Source organism: Agrobacterium sp. SORGH_AS_0440 (genome assembly GCF_031453135.1).
Classification (GTDB): domain Bacteria; phylum Pseudomonadota; class Alphaproteobacteria; order Rhizobiales; family Rhizobiaceae; genus Agrobacterium; species Agrobacterium pusense.
Genome location: NZ_JAVIYR010000001.1, coordinates 1,831,805 through 1,848,808, shown reverse-complemented (window position 1 = coordinate 1,848,808; position 17,004 = coordinate 1,831,805). Strand labels below are relative to the sequence as shown.

Below are 17,004 nucleotides of genomic sequence, written 5' to 3'. Positions count from 1 at the left end.
CGACCCTCTCTCATCGTTGAGACCGGACGGCGAACTCCCTTCCGCCGCCGGCCTTTTCCCATGTCTTTTCCTTCAAACGGCCTTTTTCAGTGCCGATTTCTCGGCCCGCAATTCCTCGATGGAACGCACGTTGCGGCGCGCGGCACCCGCCCAGTCACGGGTCTTGACGCTGGACTTCGCAAGTCGCTCCTTCGCCGCCGGAACGGCATCGGCATATTGCGGCAGCCAGCGCGCCTGAGCGACAACCATCTCGTCAACCATCTGCCAGACCTCCTCCGGCGTGGCGACGGCGCCGACCAGCGGATCATGCAGCACGGCGAGTTTCAAAAGATCGATATCGCCAGTGACTGCCGCATGGACCGACATGCGCTGCACGTTGATGGACGCCATGCAGGTGGCCGCGCAGGCTTCCGGCAACGTGATGCCGGAAACCATGTTGATGCCGAAACGGTCGACAAAACCGGGCGATTCGATGATGGCGTCCGCCGGCAGATTGCTGATGACGCCATTGTTCTTGACGTTGAAGTGGCCGCGATAGACACGCCCGGTCTCCAGCGCCTCAAGAATATGGCTTGCATGTTCGTTGGAACGCTTGGCCGGATCGATCGGCTTGTCGGCCGAGGCGAGAAACTGCGGGAATTCCGTTTCGAACCAGTTGCGCGTTTCGGTGGAGTGGCGGAGATAACCGCCGGTTTCCCCGTGAATCCAGTCGGACATGTCGATCCAGCGGGCGATTTCCTCTGGCCGCTTACGATACCACGGCAGATATTCGGAGAGATGGCCGTTGCTTTCGGTCGAATAGACGCCGAAGCGCTTCAGCACGTCGATGCGAAGCTTCTCCTGCTGCGAGAAGACCGGATGCGCCTCAAACGCGGCAACCAGCTCCTCCTTACCGATCTTGCGGCCATTGAGTCGCAGATCGATGAACCATGTCTGGTGGTTGATGCCGGAGCAGATGTAATCGAGTTCTGCCGGGGATTTCGCACCGAGGATTTCGGCAATCTGTTCCGCCCCGTGCTGAACGCCATGGCAGAGACCGACCGTGTCCACCTTGCCATATTCGATGGCTGCCCAGGTATTCATGGCCATGGGGTTGGCATAGTTCAGGAACTTTGCGCCGGGTGCCGCAACCTCGCGGATATCCTTGCAGAAATCGAGAATGACGGGAATGTTGCGCTGACCGTAGAGAATGCCGCCGGCGCAGATTGTATCGCCTACGCACTGGTCGATGCCGTATTTCAGCGGAATGCGGATATCGTCCGCATAGGCTTCGAGCCCGCCGACCCGCACGCAGCTGATGATGTATTTCGCGCCCTCCAGCGCCCGGCGGCGGTCGGTATGGGCGGTCACCTTCACGGGGAAACCATTTGCCTCAACGATCTTGTCAAGGATTGCCCTGATCATATCGAGATTGTGCTGGCTGATATCCGTGAGCGCGACTTCAATATCGCGAAACTCCGGCACACACAGGAGATCGGTGAACAGTTTTTTCGTGAAACCGACGCTGCCAGCGCCAATAATAGCGATTTTGAAACTCATAACGCCACCTCTGTTGCAAATCGAACGGGTGAAACGGGCCGACGGATCGTGAAATGGCATTGCAGAAAAATACCCGTGAGAATCCCGGAAAACCGGCCTTCCTCTCCAATTTTTCAGCAACAATATCCTGCTGGCTGTCTCCTCGGATCGGGATTATGCGTATAATACCGGCGAGGACCAGAGAAGGATTATGCTTTCATGGGTAATTTTGTGCTGCAGGATTTGATCGATCAGGGACCCGGCATGCGAACCGTCTCGCTGCCGCGCGGCCGCCAGACGCTGCACACCATGCCGACCAGCAGCGGTTATGAAATCCGCCGTGGCGGCAATTATGATTGGGATGGGCGCAAGCGCGGCCAGACGCCCTTTACCGTCCTGCAATATTGCATCGGCGGTCAGGGTAACCTGCGCTATGAGAACCGCCATTACGTGGTGAGGCCCGGCGAAACCCTGCTGCTGCTCATTCCACACAATCACCGCTACTGGCTGGAAGATGGCAAGGAGTGGGAGTTCTTCTGGATTTCAATGAATGGCGAGGAAGCGCTCCGCATCCACCGCAACATTCTCTCCGTCACCGGCCCGATCCTCAAGCTGCAGCCGGAAACGGTGGATCATCTCGCCGGATGCTGCTCACGTCTCGTCAATGGTGCCGAGACACCGGGGGCGGCGTCGGCTGTCGCCTATGAGGCGGCGATGACGCTTTATGACGATGTCTTCGGCTCGCATCCTTCCTTTGGCGGCGAATATCGCACGATGCAGCAGGTGCTGAGCTATATAGACAGCCACCTCGGCGATCGACTTTCCGTCAGCGACCTGGCCGCCGTGGCGGGTCTCAGCCGCGCGCATTTTTCCCGAATCTTCACCGCAAGCGAAGGCCTGCCGCCGGCGGAATTCGTCTTGCAAAGACGCCTGAGACGGGCAGCCAAGCTATTGACCACCGCAGCCAACATTCCAATCAAGGAAGTCTCGGTGCTATGCGGTTTCGAGGATCCGAACTATTTCTCGAAGGTGTTCCGCAGGCTTTACGGCACCAATCCGAGCGAATTCCGCACCACCGGCATGTATGCCAGTGTCAGGCAGGGCTGACGCGAAACAGGACTTGGTTTTGACATGTTTCAGGCGATTAAGAATAGGCGTTACACCTTCTTTGGAGGCTGGCAGAGGTGAACAGCAAAATCCGGACGATTCTCGTCTTTCCGCTCAGGGCGATCATCGTTTTCGCCATGGTCCTCGACGGCATTTTCCGCCCGCTCTACCGGCCGGTCATCAGGGCCCTGTCGAACCTGAAAATCATCCAGCGGCTGGAAAGCCGGATAGCGCAGCTGCCGCGCCTTGTCATTCTACTCTGTCTCGCCGTTCCCTTCGCGATTGCGGAACCGATGAAGATCATCGGCCTCGTCCTCTTCGCCCATGGGGCTTTCAAGTCGGGGGTAGTTCTGACGATCATTGCCCATCTTTCCACCTTCCTGATTGTCGAACGCATCTACCATGCCGGCCGGGAAAAGCTTCTCACCTATGGCTGGCTCGCCTGGATCATGCGCTATGTTCGTTTTGCCCGTTCGTTTTACGACCGTTTGAAACTTGCGGCGCTGAGCTGGATTAAGCTTCGGGTCCTTGCACAATCGCGATAGAACCTGCCCGTCATCTTTTGCGGCGCAGCCTTTTCAAGAGATATTCCGCAAGCGCAGTCGATTGCAGCGACACGAGAATGATGATGATGCCGAACACAACGCGGGCTTCAGGCACTTCGTCGAACAGAAAATATCCGACCGCAGTCACAAACAGGATCGACAGATAGCTGACCGGCGCAAGGACGCTTGCATCCGCGATACGATAGGCCCGCAGGAAGCAATATTGTCCCATCTGCGCCAGCAATCCGATGCCGAGCAACGGAACCCAGTCAAATGACGCAACCGGCTTCCATGTCCAGATTGCCGGAATGGCGGTGATGACGGCGAGGCCCACCGTGTAGAACACCATCATGACAGTGGTGTTCTCCCGCCGCAGCGCTCGTGTCTGGATAACCGCAAGCGCACCGAACACCACCGATATCAGCACAACGATCACGCCCACGCCAAATTCCGCGCCGCCCGGCCCAATGACGACCAGAACGCCGACAAACGCAAGACAGGCTCCCGCCCAGCGAAAGCGGCTCACGCTTTCGCCAAGAAAGGCGACAGCCAGCGCCATCGTCACCAATGGCCGGGAAAAACCAACGGCATTGACGGTCGCAAGCGGCAACAGGGTGATGGCGATGAAATTGCTGGTGAGTGCGATGGCATTGCAGCAGATGCGGAAAATGTTACGCCAGGGATATTGGATGCGCGCCATTTCTCCCCGGTGCCGCCAGATGAGTGGCAGGATGAACATCAGGCCAATCATCGCCCTGATGAAGACGAGCTGGAAGGCGGGATAGGTGACGCCTTGCGCCTTGACGAGCGCGGTCATACCGCCCGCAACAAGGGTCATGTCCAGCAACAGCCAGCCTATGCCCGCGCGGGTGTCCGTTTCGCGAGGGCCTTGCTGTTCTTCGCTTTGATCGTCGCCATTCACGCCGGTTGCACAAGATTGGCCATGAGGCGGAAAGCGCCAGGCACAAGCTTGTCCATCTGGTGATGCAGCACGAGGCTGGTATGGGTATGCCTACCCTTGCCGATGACGCCCGAAACCAGCGCACCCTTCAGCGGCTGCTCATCGACATCATGCATGGCGAGCAATGGCTCGTAGACATCATCCCAGCGCGAGGCGAAATAAAGCCCGCGCTCCTTGTCCCAGCCCCCCCAGTCGGCGGCATCAATCCTGTTCGGCCCGGCAAGCAGCGGATGGTCGGGCAAGAGCACCGTTACCTCCGCCTGCGGATCGGTCACACGCCAGCGCAGGGAAGGCTTGCCGATCTCAAGACGCCGAACTGGTGTCGTTTCCGGATTCCATCCGTCAGTCGGCCGGTGATAGAGCGTGACCAGATGACCGCCGTTTTCGACGAAGCGGTGAAGTTTCTCCGTCTCGGCAGCGAGATCCCCGCGGATGCCGAAGGCGAAGATGCCGATAACGATCGTCGTAAAGGATGACAGGTCCCCGCCAAGCGCCTGAGCGTCGAGGTCGGTGACATCGAGTCCCATTCGCGACAGCCAAAGACCCACCCTGTCAGCACCACCACCGACATAGCCGATCCGCGCCTTTTCGGGCAGCTTCAGGTCCAGCGAGAGGATTTTCAGAACGGACGGCGCCAAAAACCTTGCCCGACCGATGTGCGGATAAGCGATCGGCGTTATCTGAAAAGCGGGTTGCGCACCGACAAGCGCCTCGATCTGGGCAAGGCCCACCCGGGCCTCGCCGTTACGTTCGGCAATCCAGTCGCCGCCGTTCTTGCGCAGGTTCCAGCCGCCCGTATTCCTGAACGACAGCGACGCATCGGCGCCCTTTATATGCGCCTGAAAGACATGCGCCTCCTGCCCCTGTCCGAGCGGAACCAGAAGAGCGTCCGGCGCAATGGTCAGCGACTGCGCCGGCGTCACGAAAAACGGTTCCTCAAGGTCGAAGGCGGCCGAAACCGTTCTGCCTTCAATCGTTGCGGAAAGCCGCACTGAGGCATGGCCATTGCCGCCCATGGCTTTCCAGTCAGGCTGATACAGTCCGGAAACAGGTGCATCCTGATCCGCGACAAGCGTAAAGACCCGCGTCTCGCCAAGTGACTGGACGGATGACGATACACCTGATGGCAGGACCGGGGTGACCTCGACATCAATGTGAGCCGCCTTGTCTGAAAGCTCCACGGAAAGAACCGACGTTCCACCTGGTACGATCTCCGCCGGCGCGGCGTAGGCCCGCTCGAAAACATCAAGCGCCGTCAGGATGGCGGCATCGACCTGCGCCCGTTTGCGCCTGATCCGATGTCCGTGCAGTTCCGTGAAATCCGTCGTGGCAGATTCGTCCACCGTCTGCAAAAGCGCTGCAGCCGCAAGAAGTGACGCCGTGATCCGCTGCCTGTCGGGAAAGGCCGATATCGCTTCGCTTATCGCCTGTTCCGCCTTGACCAGCGCCTTTGCCAATTCGGTATCCAGGCCCGGGAACACCGCAAGGTCGGACAACGAAGACGGCAGCCCGTCGAGGATCGAGTGCTCTTGGCCCCCTGCATCACTGGCGAGTTCAAGATGCAGCGGCCAGACCTCCTGCGCCAGCTTAGGCCAATGTCCCATTCCCTGAGAAGCGTGATAATAACGCGACCATTCGCCGATCCGGTCATATTGCGCGCCCAGTCGCCTGCTCCCTGCCGCGAGCGTTTACCGTTACGGTCGTCTCCGGCGGCGGCACTTCGTCATCATAGGTGTCACCACCGCCCGACCACGCGGGAAGGTAATATTTCGCAACCTGCCACGGCTTCAGCCCCTCTGCAAGATGTTCAGGATAGGCCGCAGGGTCCGCTGCCAGCGCGATGGCGCTCTTTGCCGCACGCGTCATGGCGCGGTGGTGCCCATGTTGTCCCGGCACATCGAGAAAGGTCGGGATGACGATATCCGGCCGCTCCTTGCGATAGGCGCGCACCAGCCGCTCAATGATGCGCTGCTGCCCCCAGCGGCCAAAGGTCTGGTCGCCATCCTTGGAGAACCCGAAGTCATGAATGAGATCCGCCGGCCCATGGCCGAGCCAGCTGATATCCGCATCGATGACGCGGGCCGCCTCCTCCAGCTCCCGCGAGCGGATGACGCCGAGCGCGCCAAGCCTTTCCGGCCCCAGCGCATTCTGACCGCCCTCGCCACGTGTCGAGCAGGCGATGATGGTACGCATGCCAAGCTCCATGCGGAAATAGGCAAGCAACCCGTTCTGCTCGTCGTCCGGATGTGCGCCGGTATGCATGACGGTCACCGTGGACTTCAGCGCGCTCAGCCTGCGATGCAGGCGTATGAGCCACGGATCGGCCATTTGCCGTTCGATGCGCTCCCGGGGGGTAAGCATGGGCAGTCTCCTCCAATATTCAGCCGGGTGCCTGCGCTGCGGCTCCCATGGATGTCTCAAGTTTTGGCGTGACGATATCGAAAAGCGGCAAGGCGGCAGCGCCGAGGGCAGCAGTCAACTGCCCGGACTTGCCATGGATGACACGCGGAAGTTCCCGCTGCCTGCGACTTGCGACCGAGGTCGGCAAAGGCCCCATCCGTGCAATGATTTCACTGATGATGACCTCAGGCAGAGCGCCGCCGAGAATGACTGTCTGCGGATCGAGAATATTCTCGAGCATCGCCACCATGGGCGCCAGATGCGCCGCAGCTTCGTCGATCCATTCCCTCACCACGGGATGGCCTGCCTTGAACAGGGCCTCCAGATCATCAAGTTCCGTATCCGCAACACCGGCGCATACAAGCTTTTCCTTCAGTACATAGACTGAGGCATAAGCCTCCAGGCACCCTCTCTGCCCGCAGGAAGGACAAGGCCTTCCCCTCGGCGAAACAGTCACATGGCCGATTTCGCCGGCATTCCCGAATGCACCGCGATAGGGCGCGCCATCCTGGATGATGCCGAGGCCGATACCGACGCCGAAATAGATCATGCAGAAATTCGGGATCGCCAGACCAGCACCAAACAGCCGTTCCCCGACTGCTGCGGCCGTGGCATCGTTTTCAACCACGACCGGCTGGCCGCAGGCTTCGCCCAGCATCTGCCGGGCATCAATGCCGCCCCAGCCGGAAAGCGTCGTCGGTCCCACCGAAGTCATGCCATCGATCTCGAAGGGACCGGGCATGACGACCCCGGTGCCAAGCAGCCTGCAGCCTAGATTTTTGGCAACGGCGTCATGCTCGGCGGCAAAGGTCTTGAATATGGCTTCCGGTGTCGTGTCCGAGAGCGGCGTGATGCGCTGCGTGCGAAGAACGCCGGCGAGATCAAGACCGACGGTGACCATATGGTCGGCGGCGATTTCCACGCCGATCGTCGCCCCGCCATCCGGGTTGACCGAAAACTGGATCGGCGGCTGGCCGCGACCGGAGCGACGACGGCCGAGCTCCTTCAGCAACTCCTCGCCCATGAGTTCATCGACGATATTGGCGACCGCCTGCGGCGTCAGATGCGTGATCTTGGCGATCTGGGCGCGGCCTAGGGATCCGTGCCGCCGGACAATATCGAGGACGACTCGCCTGTTATGTTCGCGGCTTCGCTCAGGGTTTTTTCCGATTGCTACGGGATAAGCGTCCACCGTGTGCACCGTCATCTCTTCAACTTCCCGTCTGTTAGAAAATTAATAGCGTCGAACCGACGATAAGCGCAATATAATAATTCAAGTAAATTATCTTATTGACAAATGCCTGCCTTCAGAGAACCGTAAGAGCGACCAGGGGTCAGGCTTGCCCGGGCGGAAGAGGAAACTCCGCCACCGGCAAATCGATGAGCGCGCGCGAAAGCGCGGAAAAGGGAACGATGGCTCCGCATCCGGAAGACCGGGCGGAGGAAAAGGAGGCTTACATGCGCAGGGCAACTCTGTTCGCCGGCTTGGTTGCCGGTTTCAGCACATTTGCATTCAACGCCGCGCAGGCGGTTGAAATCGAATATTGGCAATATGTCTTCGACACCCGCGTGAAGGCCATGGACGAACTGATCGCACAGTTCCAGAAGGCCAATCCCGACATCACCGTTAAGCAGGTAACCTTCCCTTATGCCGATTACCAGACCCGCGTGATTGCCGCCAATATGTCCGGCAAGGGCCCGGACGTGATGCAGCTGTTTTACGGCTGGCTCGACAAGTTCGCAGCGGGCGGGATTTTGCAGCCACTGCCAACAGACGCTTTCCCGCATGACAAGATCGAAAGCGAATTTTTCCCGATCGTCAGCGCCATGAAACGCGGCGAGGACTATTACGGCCTGCCGACCGCGGTTCGTTCGCTTGCACTGTTCTACAACAAGAAGCTCTTTACCGAGGCGGGCCTCGATCCCGCAAATCCGCCGAAAACGCTCGATGAATTCGTCGCCGCCGCGCAAAAGATCGCCAAGCACGATGCCGCCGGCAATCTCACCGTCGCCGGTTCCACGCTCGATATGGGCGGACAGGATCACCAGTGGTGGCGTGAGGTGCTCATCCGCCAATATGGTGGCGAGCCCTATACCGACAACGACCAGAAGGTCGCATATAATAGCGAGCCCGGCATCCAGGCTCTGAAATTCTACACCAGTCTGCAGCTTGAAAAAAAGATCGGTCAGGCGGGTTTCATGGATGAAGGCCAGGCCGCCTTCCGCGCGGGCAAGGCGGGCATGACCATCGACGGCACTTTCCGGCTGGGCTCGTTCCGCACCATCAAGGATTTCGAGTGGGGCGTGACCGAACTTCCGACCAATGACAAGAATATCCGCTCCAACTATGCAAGCTATTTCGCCAACGGCATCAGCGCCAAGACAACGGGTGAAGAGCTTGAGGCGTCCAAGAAGTTCCTCGCCTATATCTCTTCACCGGAAGCCATGGCGATCTGGCTGAAGACAGTGGGCGAACTGCCGGCGCGACGCTCCGCAGCGCTGACCGAAGAAAACCTGAAGGACCCGATCTACGCGCCGTTCCTGAAGGGTCTGGAATATGCCCACACGACACTATTCATGGATGAGGCCGCCCAGCGCCAGAACGCCATTGACATGACCAACCGGGTCCTGCTCGAGGGCCAGTCGGTTGAAGATTCCATCAAGCAGGCCGCCGAGGCCGAGCAGGAAATCATCGACGCGGCGAAACCCTGAAAACCGCAGGTCCAACCATGACAGCGACAGATCAACAGGGGGCGGTATCCGGCCGCCCCGGCGGCTCCTTTGGGGACCGTCTTTCCATGCGCACGAAACGGCTCTTATGGATATGGAGCTTTCTGGCGATCCCTATCCTGTTTTACAGCATCATCCGTTTTTACCCGACGCTGCAGGCTTTCTACCTGTCCTTCACCAACTGGGACCTGCTGAGGCCGGCAAAGTTCATTGGCGTCGCCAATTACGTCAAGCTCTTCAAGGACCCGCAATTCTGGAAGGTGTTCAAGAACACCTTCGCGTATCTCATCGTCGGCACGCCGATCAGCCTCGTGGTCGCCTTCGTCATCGCCTTTTATCTCGACCGCGTACGCATCCTGCACGGCTTCATCCGCGCGCTTTATTTCCTGCCCTATCTGACGACGGCGGCCGCGATGGCCTGGGTCTGGCGCTGGTTCTATCAACCGCCGCCCATCGGCATCATCAACGACGTCTTCGCACTTCTCGGCATTCCGCAGCAACCCTTCATCCGCTCTACGGACCAGGCGCTTTATTCGATCATGGTGACAGCCATCTGGGCAGGCCTTGGCTTCCAGATCATCATCTTCATGGCCGGGCTGCGCGCCATTCCAACGACATTTTACGAAGCCGCCCGCATCGACGGGCTGGGCGAATGGGCGATCCTGCGCAAGATCACGCTTCCGCTTCTGAAACCCACCACGGTCTTCCTCGTGGTCTTCTCGTCCATCGGTTTCCTGCGCATCTTCGACCAGGTCTACAACATGACGACCAATGATCCGGGCGGACCGCTCGGCTCAACCAAACCGCTTGTGCTGATGATCTATCAGACGGCGTTCAATTCCTATGCCATGGGCTATGCCGCAGCGCAGACGGTCGTCCTGTTTACCATTCTTCTCGTCGTATCGCTGATCCAGCTCTGGGTCCTGAGGGAAAAGAAATGAGCGAAGCAAAGCCACTTTCCCACGCACGTATCCGCCCCGGTCGCATTCTCGCCTGGACCTTGCTGTTCATCGGCGGCGTGATCATGGTTTCGCCGCTACTATTCATGTTCTCGACCTCGTTCAAGACGGCGGACCAGGTCTATGATCTGAGGCTCATTCCCGCAGCACCGACACTTGCCAACTATATCACGGTCATGGCCGACGGCCGTTTCCTGCGCTGGTTCTTCAACTCCATGCTGGTTGCGGTCATCGTTACCGTCTCCAACTGCTTCTTTGACAGTCTGGTCGGGTACACGCTGGCGAAGTTCGAGTTTCGCGGCCGCTATTTCATCTTCCTCGCCATCCTGTCGACGCTGATGATCCCGACCGAAATGCTCGTCATTCCCTGGTATCTGATGTCCAGCCAGCTGGGCTGGCTCGACAGCTACTGGGGCATCATGTTCCCGGGCATGATGACGGCCTTCGGCACCTTCCTGATGAAGCAGTTCTTCGAGACGGTTCCGAACGACTTCATCGAGGCCGCGCGCGTCGACGGGCTGAACGAATTCCAGATCTGGTGGAAAGTCGCCCTGCCGCTGGTGACGCCCGCGCTCTCCGCGCTCGCGATCTTCACCTTCCTAGGGAACTGGACAGCATTCTTCTGGCCGTTGATCGTCACGACAAGCAAGGAGCTCTACACCCTGCCGGTCGGCCTTTCGAGCTTTGCCGTGGAACAGCAGATCCAGTGGGAAATGATCATGACGGGCGCAGCCATTGCGACCATTCCCACCCTCATCGTCTTCATCGTCCTGCAACGCTACATCGTTCGCGGTGTGATGCTGGCGGGTCTGAAAGGATAACATCATGACCGATATCAACCCGCGCCAGTCGGATACCAGCAAGTTTCCCGACCCCGTCTACAAGGAAACCGTGCTGCGCCCGCTTTTCGATGGCGCCAAGAACCACCACGTAGAGGGCTTCCGCCGCATAGACCGCGCCCACCTTGTCATGCTGCGCGAGACCGGCATTCTCGATGCCGAGACGGCGGCCAAGATCGCCGGCGCACTCGAAGACATCGACAAAACCATAGAACCCGCGGAGCTTGTTTATACCGGCGAAGTCGAGGATTTCTTCTTCCTGATCGAGAAAGAGCTGAAAGCCCGCATCGGCGTCGATGTCGCCGGCCGCCTGCACACGGCCCGTTCGCGCAACGATATCGATCACACGCTGTTCAAGATCGGCCTCAAGGAAAAGATCGACACGCTCACCGTCAAGGCGCGTGTCCTGCTGAAAGCGCTGATCGATGCCGCCGAACGCAATCAAGCCACGCTGATCGTGGCTTACACCCATGGGCAGCCGGCCCAGCCCACCACCTTCGGCCACTACCTTTCGGCAGCGATCGAGGTGCTGATCCGGGATATCGAACGTTTTGCGGAGGCGCGCCGCATCGTCGATCTCTCGCCGATGGGCGCTGCCGCCATCACCACCTCGGGCTTTCCCATCGATCGGGCGCGGGTCGCCGAATTGCTGGGCTTTGCTGCACCCTTACGCAATTCCTATTCCTGCATCGCCGCCGTGGATTACACGACCGCGACCTATGGCGCGATCGAGCTGATGTTCCTGCATCTCGGACGGCTCATCCAGGATTTCCAGTTCTGGACGAGTTTCGAGGTTGGCCAGATCTACGTGCCGAATGCGCTGGTGCAGATTTCCTCGATCATGCCGCAGAAGCGAAACCCGGTGCCGATTGAACATCTGCGCCACCTCGCCAGCCAGACATTCGGGCGGGCGCGCACGGTGCTGGATGTGATGCATAATACGCCCTTCACCGACATGAATGACAGTGAGGGCGAAACGCAGGGCATGGGTTACGAAGCCTTCGCCTCTGCCGGCCGGGTTCTCGATCTTCTTGCCAGCCTCGTTGGCCAGATCAGCATCGATCCCGAAAGGGTCGACCAGAACATCCGCCGGTCGTGTATCACCATCACGGAACTGGCGGATTCGCTTGTCCGCATCGAGGACCTGTCTTTCCGCCAGGCCCATGAGATTGCCGCGACTGTTGCCAAGAGCGTCGTCGCGCTGAAAGGCGATCTGCCGAACGACGGTTACCAGCCGTTCCTCAAGGCGTTCCATGAGCTGACAGGGCGGCAAACCGGGATCGATGAGGAAAAATTCAGGCAGATCGTCTCGCCCGAGCACTTCGTTGCCGTACGCAGCCGTTTCGGCGGCCCTGCCCCCGAACCGATGCGGGAGGCGATTGCCACCTATCGCAACAGGCTTGCTGCATTCGAGGCGGAAGCACGGCGATCCGCCGATCACGAAGCGGCAAAGGCCGCGGAACTCACAGAGAAATTCACCGCCCTGACGGGAGCCCGATGATGGCGACAATCGAACTCAATAAACTCGTGAAGCGCTATGGCAAGGTCGAGGCGGTCAAGGGCATCGATCTTGCCATTGAAGACGGCGAGTTCGTCGTTTTTGTCGGCCCGTCCGGCTGCGGCAAATCCACCACCCTCAGAATGATCGCCGGGCTGGAAGAAATCTCCGACGGAGCGCTGAAGATCGGCGGCGACATCGTCAATGAGAAGGAACCGAAACAGCGCAACATCGCGATGGTCTTCCAGAACTATGCGATCTATCCGCATATGACGGTTCGCCAGAACATCGGCTTTGGCCTCTACACCTCGAAGCTTGACCGCGAGGAAAAGAACCGCCGCATCGAAGAGGCCGGCCGGGTGCTCGGTCTGGAGGCCCTGCTCGACCGACGGCCGGCGGCCCTGTCAGGCGGCCAGCGGCAGCGTGTCGCCATCGGCCGCGCCATGGTGCGCGATCCCGCCGCCTTCCTGTTCGATGAGCCACTGTCTAACCTAGACGCCCAGCTGCGCGCACAGATGCGTATTGAAATCAAGCGCTTGCATCAGCGTCTTAAGACGACAACCGTTTATGTCACCCACGATCAGGTGGAAGCCATGACCATGGCCGACAGGATCGTCGTCATGAAGGACGGCCACATCCTGCAGGTCGGCACGCCAACGGAACTTTATGAAACACCCGTCGACATCTTTACCGCACGCTTCATCGGCAGCCCTTCGATGAACCTGCTGCGCGGAACCAGAGCCGGCGACAGCGTCGCGCCGTCCGCCACGGGTGAGCTTCTGATCGGCGTCCGGCCGCATGATCTGCTTGTTGGGGAGTCTGGGTCCGCTCAGGGGACGTTTACCCTGGAAGGAACGGTAACGGCAGTCGAGCCGCTCGGCCCGGAGACGCTTGTTCATCTGGACACCGACACCAGTTCTGTGATTGCCACGGCGAGAAGCAAAACCATTCCGGCCGTCGGCAGCAGGCTCCAATGCCAGGCGGAGCGAGGTTCGCTTTATCTTTTCGACGCCAAGACGGAAAAGCTTCTGGGCCGCGCATGATGACAACGGAAAAAACTGCCGTAATCAGCGTCGGCCGGATCTATTGTGACCTCATTTTCACCGGTCTTAATGAACTGCCAGTGCTCGGCCGGGAACTGTTTGCCCGAGACATGGAAATCGCCCCCGGCGGCGGAGCCTTCATTGCCGCAGCCCATTTCGCCCACGTCGGACGCCCGGTTGCTCTGCTCGCAAGGCTCGGCACCGATACATTTTCACGCGACATCGGTGAGAAAATGGCGCAAAGCGGCGTCGACCTGCGGTTTCTGGAACATGCAGCCGATGCCGGACCGCAGGTGACGGTGGCGACGGTGGTTGGCCAAGACCGGGCATTTTTGACGCGCCGCGCCGGTGCCGCCCGTCCCTCGACGCTCGATGCCGCCTTCGCGTGGGATAACGCCCGGCATCTGCACATCGCCGAATTCGCCACGCTGCATGAGATGCCTGATCTGGTTTCACGCGCCAAGGCAAGCGGATTGTCAGTATCGCTCGACCCAAGCTGGGATGCTTCGCTGATCTACGACAAGGGGCTGCTCAAGGCCTGTGCCGGTGTCGACGTGTTTTTGCCCAATCTCGAAGAGGCGGAAGCAATCACCGGGCATTCTGACCCGGAAAGAGCCATCCACGCCCTGTCAGAGGCCTTTCCCGTCGTGGCGCTGAAAGGCGGCGCGCAGGGCGCGTGGATATCTTGTCGAAGGGGCTTGCAGTATCTGGCAGCCCAGGAAGTACCCGTCGTCGATACGACCGGCGCCGGCGACGCCTTTAATGCCGGTTTTCTTGATGCCTGGCTTCAAGGCAGGGACGAACAGCAATGCCTCACAGCCGGGGTTGCCGCGGGCAGTCTTGCCGTGCAGGCGGCGGGCGGCGCGCCGAGGGTGTCGACCACCGCTTGAGGCACCTTGCCCGCCTCACTCGCCGCGCGGAAAACGCTGGTTTTCTTCCAGCACGTTGAGGTCCATGTGGTTACGCATGTAGCGTTCCGAAGCCTTCTGCAGGGGTTGGTAGTCCCACGGGTAATAGGCGCCGTTGCGCAGCGCCTTGTAGACCACCCAGCGCCGCGCCTGACTTTCGCGAACGGCGGCGTCGAACACCGCCAACTGCCACCGCCGGCCAATTTCGGCGGAAAGCGACGAGAGCACGTCGCTGAAAGCGGGGTCGCCGGCGAGATTGGTGCGCTCTTCGGGATCGGCGTCCAGATCGTAAAGCAGCGGCGGATCGGCCTCACAGACGGACAATTTGTATCGACCGTCCCTGATGGCGACGAGCGGCGAGATCGAGCCTTCGGCCGCATATTCCATCGGCACCGGGCCGCGCCCGCCGGTGCCAGCAGCCAACGGCGCCAGATCCTCGCCATCCGTCCAGCGTTTAAGCGAGGTGATATCAAGCCCTGCCAGACCGCACAGCGTCGGCGTCACATCCAGTGTCGAGGCCGGCGTATCGATCAATGCCGGCTGCCAGCCTGGGGCGGCGATCATCAGCGGTACGCGGGCCGAGCCCTCGAAGAAGCACATCTTGAACCACAGGCCGCGCTCACCCAACATATCGCCATGGTCTGAAAGGAAGAGGACGATGGTGTCCTCCTCCATCCGCGTCGCCTTCAGGACGCCAAGGATTTCGCCGATCTTCTCGTCGATATAGGAGACGTTGGCGAAGTAACCGCGGCGTGCCCGGCGTATCTGCTCCGGCGAAATATCGAAGGCATTGTGGTCACAGGCTTCCAGCAACCGTTTCGAATGCGGGTCCTGCTGATCGAAAGCAATGGCCTCCGACTGCGGATCGAGCGCCGGGCAATCCTCATAGAGATCCCAGAATTTCCGCCGCGCCACGTAGGGATCGTGCGGATGGGTGAAGCTGACGGTCAGACACCACGGCCGGTCATCGAGCCGACGAGACAGGTCATAGAGCTTGCGAGTGGCGTGATAGGCTACCTCGTCGTCATACTCCATCTGGTTGGTGATTTCGGCAACCCCTGCACCCGTCACCGAACCGAGATTGTGATACCACCAGTCGATCCGCTCGCCCGGCTTGGTATAATCGGGCGTCCAGCCAAAATCCGCGGGATAGATGTCGGTCGTCAGACGCTCTTCGAAGCCGTGCAGCTGGTCAGGCCCGACGAAATGCATCTTGCCTGAGAGACCGGTGTAATAACCGGCTGCCCGCAGATGGTGCGCATAGGTCGGAATGTCGGAGGCGAACTCGGCGGCATTGTCGTAAACCCGCGTCCGGCTTGGCAATTGCCCGGACATCAGGGAAGCACGGGCCGGCGCACAAAGCGGGCTGGCCGTATAGGTATTGGCGAAGCGGACAGACCGCTCCGCCAAGGCTTTCAGATGCGGCGCATGGAGAAAATCGGCCGGTCCATCGGGAAACAACGTCCCGTTGAACTGGTCGACCATCAGAATGAGGATATTGGGACGCGGCATTTCCACTTTCCGGCTCAGAGACCAAGCTTGCCCTTAACGGCATCCGCACCCGGTTTTCCATCCAGCGTGGTAACGCCCTGCAGCCAGCCATCCAGCGCTTTGGGGTTGGCCTTCACCCAGGCCGCTGCCGCGGCTTTGGAATCCTCTCCGCCGAGAATCGAACCCATGAGGGTATTTTCCATGCCGATATCGAACTTCAGGTTTTTGAAGAGCGCCGCCGCGTTGGGGCATTTTTCCGGCCAGCCGGTGCGGGCAAGCGTATAAACCTCTGCGCCGCCGAAATTCGGGCCGAAATAGGCGTCACCGCCGGAGAGATAGGCGATATCGATCTTCTCGTTCATCGGATGCGGCGCCCAGGCAAGGAAGACCACGGCCTTCTTATCCCGGCCCGCCCGTTCCACCTGCGCCAGCATGGCCTGCTCACCCGATTCGACGAGCTGCCAGCCTTTAAGGCCGAAATCATTGGCGTCTATGATCTTCTGGATATTCTGGTTGGCGGGTGCGCCGGGCTCGATACCGTAAATCTTGCTCTCGAATTCATCGGCATGTTTGGCGAGATCGGCGAAATCCTTCACGCCCTTCTCCGCCATGTAGGAAGGCACCGCCAGCGTGAACTTGGCGCCCTCGAGATTCTTCGTCAAGACCTCGGCAGCTTTCGCCGAATTGAGGTCATCTACGAAGGATTTCTGCGCCGGCATCCAGTTCCCGAGGAAAACGTCGATTTCGCCGTTCTTCATCGCCTGATAGCCAATGGGCACGGAAAGCGTCTTGACGTCGGCTTCATAGCCCAATGCATCGAGCAGTACCGAGGCGACGCCATTGGTTGCGGTAATATCCGTCCAGCCGGGATCGCTTAGACGTACGAGCTTGCAGGACGCGTCATCGGCCGCCTGAAGCGGGGTGGAGAAGGCCGCCACGGACAGGAACAGGCCGGCGGCGATGCGGTGCAGATGAGAAACGGTTTTCATTGCGGCTCCCCTTGTA

The 17,004-nt window shown here is 59.8% G+C and carries 13 protein-coding genes and 1 pseudogene; 8 read left to right on the top strand and 6 right to left on the bottom strand.

The window, feature by feature from the left end:
- Positions 1 to 72: 72 nt before the first annotated feature.
- A complete protein-coding gene (locus QE453_RS08370; protein ID WP_135856223.1) occupies positions 73 to 1,539 on the bottom strand; it encodes an alpha-glucosidase/alpha-galactosidase in 1,467 nt (488 codons plus the stop codon).
- A gap of 198 nt (positions 1,540 to 1,737) precedes the next feature.
- Here QE453_RS08370 and QE453_RS08365 point away from each other — a divergent pair, with 198 nt between their 5' ends.
- Both QE453_RS08365 and QE453_RS08360 read left to right on the top strand, forming a co-directional pair.
- The gene (locus tag QE453_RS08365; RefSeq protein WP_004444665.1) at positions 1,738 to 2,625 is read left to right on the top strand and encodes an AraC family transcriptional regulator; all 888 of its coding nucleotides are present in this window, start codon (positions 1,738 to 1,740) and stop codon (positions 2,623 to 2,625) included.
- A 77-nt stretch (positions 2,626 to 2,702) separates the two neighbouring features.
- Positions 2,703 to 3,170, top strand: a complete 468-nt coding sequence (locus QE453_RS08360) for a hypothetical protein (RefSeq protein WP_100911502.1) — start codon at positions 2,703 to 2,705, stop codon at positions 3,168 to 3,170.
- A gap of 10 nt (positions 3,171 to 3,180) precedes the next feature.
- On the opposite strand, the gene QE453_RS08355 is transcribed toward QE453_RS08360, so the two are convergent.
- From QE453_RS08355 to QE453_RS08345, 3 genes and pseudogenes are all read right to left on the bottom strand, one after another.
- Entirely contained in the window at positions 3,181 to 4,092 is a 912-nt protein-coding gene (locus QE453_RS08355; RefSeq protein WP_135856225.1) for a DMT family transporter, read from the bottom strand.
- Positions 4,089 to 6,492, bottom strand: a pseudogene (locus QE453_RS08350) (PIG-L family deacetylase). Before QE453_RS08350 ends, QE453_RS08355 begins: the two are co-directional and overlap by 4 nt.
- A 19-nt stretch (positions 6,493 to 6,511) precedes the next feature.
- Positions 6,512 to 7,738 carry an ROK family transcriptional regulator gene (locus QE453_RS08345; protein WP_111813808.1) on the bottom strand — a complete coding sequence of 409 codons (1,227 nt, stop codon included), beginning with the start codon at positions 7,736 to 7,738 and terminating at the stop codon, positions 6,512 to 6,514.
- Between the two features lie 251 nt (positions 7,739 to 7,989).
- On the opposite strand from QE453_RS08345, the gene QE453_RS08340 reads away from it, so the two are divergent.
- Genes QE453_RS08340 through QE453_RS08315 form a run of 6 tightly spaced genes read left to right on the top strand, consistent with a single transcriptional unit; the run spans position 7,990 to position 14,490 of the window.
- On the top strand, positions 7,990 to 9,243 hold the full coding sequence (locus QE453_RS08340; RefSeq protein WP_037092597.1) for an extracellular solute-binding protein: 1,254 nt from the start codon (positions 7,990 to 7,992) through the stop codon (positions 9,241 to 9,243).
- A 17-nt stretch (positions 9,244 to 9,260) separates the two neighbouring features.
- The gene (locus tag QE453_RS08335; protein ID WP_309776729.1) at positions 9,261 to 10,202 is read left to right on the top strand and encodes a sugar ABC transporter permease; all 942 of its coding nucleotides are present in this window, start codon (positions 9,261 to 9,263) and stop codon (positions 10,200 to 10,202) included.
- Positions 10,199 to 11,041, top strand: coding sequence for a carbohydrate ABC transporter permease (locus QE453_RS08330; RefSeq protein ID WP_044458934.1), 843 nt, complete (start codon positions 10,199 to 10,201; stop codon positions 11,039 to 11,041). Before QE453_RS08335 ends, QE453_RS08330 begins: the two co-directional genes overlap by 4 nt.
- A 4-nt stretch (positions 11,042 to 11,045) precedes the next feature.
- Complete coding sequence (argH, locus tag QE453_RS08325; RefSeq protein ID WP_135856229.1) at positions 11,046 to 12,560, top strand: argininosuccinate lyase; 1,515 nt, start codon at positions 11,046 to 11,048, stop codon at positions 12,558 to 12,560.
- Positions 12,560 to 13,600: an ABC transporter ATP-binding protein gene (locus QE453_RS08320; protein WP_112766401.1), complete on the top strand. Its 1,041-nt coding sequence runs from the start codon at positions 12,560 to 12,562 to the stop codon at positions 13,598 to 13,600. Before argH ends, QE453_RS08320 begins: the two co-directional genes overlap by 1 nt.
- Positions 13,597 to 14,490 carry a carbohydrate kinase family protein gene (locus tag QE453_RS08315; protein WP_135856231.1) on the top strand — a complete coding sequence of 298 codons (894 nt, stop codon included), beginning with the start codon at positions 13,597 to 13,599 and terminating at the stop codon, positions 14,488 to 14,490. Before QE453_RS08320 ends, QE453_RS08315 begins: the two co-directional genes overlap by 4 nt.
- Before the next feature lie 15 nt (positions 14,491 to 14,505).
- Here QE453_RS08315 and betC read toward each other — a convergent pair whose 3' ends face one another.
- Together betC and choX are read right to left on the bottom strand one after the other, a co-directional pair.
- Positions 14,506 to 16,020 carry a choline-sulfatase gene (gene betC / locus QE453_RS08310; RefSeq protein WP_135856233.1) on the bottom strand — a complete coding sequence of 505 codons (1,515 nt, stop codon included), beginning with the start codon at positions 16,018 to 16,020 and terminating at the stop codon, positions 14,506 to 14,508.
- Positions 16,021 to 16,034: 14 nt separating this feature from the next.
- The gene (choX, locus tag QE453_RS08305; protein ID WP_080823145.1) at positions 16,035 to 16,988 is read right to left on the bottom strand and encodes a choline ABC transporter substrate-binding protein; all 954 of its coding nucleotides are present in this window, start codon (positions 16,986 to 16,988) and stop codon (positions 16,035 to 16,037) included.
- Between the last annotated feature and the right edge of the window lie 16 nt (positions 16,989 to 17,004).

Excerpts from the sequence above, each read along its gene's own strand:
- QE453_RS08370 (WP_135856223.1), bottom strand. The coding sequence starts at position 1,539 with ATGAGTTTCAAAATCGCTATTATTGGCGCTGGCAGCGTCGGTTTCACG.
- QE453_RS08365 (WP_004444665.1), top strand. The coding sequence starts at position 1,738 with ATGGGTAATTTTGTGCTGCAGGATTTGATCGATCAGGGACCCGGCATG.
- QE453_RS08345 (WP_111813808.1), bottom strand. The coding sequence starts at position 7,738 with ATGACGGTGCACACGGTGGACGCTTATCCCGTAGCAATCGGAAAAAAC.
- QE453_RS08340 (WP_037092597.1), top strand. The coding sequence starts at position 7,990 with ATGCGCAGGGCAACTCTGTTCGCCGGCTTGGTTGCCGGTTTCAGCACA.
- QE453_RS08335 (WP_309776729.1), top strand. The coding sequence starts at position 9,261 with ATGACAGCGACAGATCAACAGGGGGCGGTATCCGGCCGCCCCGGCGGC.
- QE453_RS08330 (WP_044458934.1), top strand. The coding sequence starts at position 10,199 with ATGAGCGAAGCAAAGCCACTTTCCCACGCACGTATCCGCCCCGGTCGC.
- argH (WP_135856229.1), top strand. The coding sequence starts at position 11,046 with ATGACCGATATCAACCCGCGCCAGTCGGATACCAGCAAGTTTCCCGAC.
- QE453_RS08320 (WP_112766401.1), top strand. The coding sequence starts at position 12,560 with ATGGCGACAATCGAACTCAATAAACTCGTGAAGCGCTATGGCAAGGTC.
- QE453_RS08315 (WP_135856231.1), top strand. The coding sequence starts at position 13,597 with ATGATGACAACGGAAAAAACTGCCGTAATCAGCGTCGGCCGGATCTAT.
- betC (WP_135856233.1), bottom strand. The coding sequence starts at position 16,020 with ATGCCGCGTCCCAATATCCTCATTCTGATGGTCGACCAGTTCAACGGG.
- choX (WP_080823145.1), bottom strand. The coding sequence starts at position 16,988 with ATGAAAACCGTTTCTCATCTGCACCGCATCGCCGCCGGCCTGTTCCTG.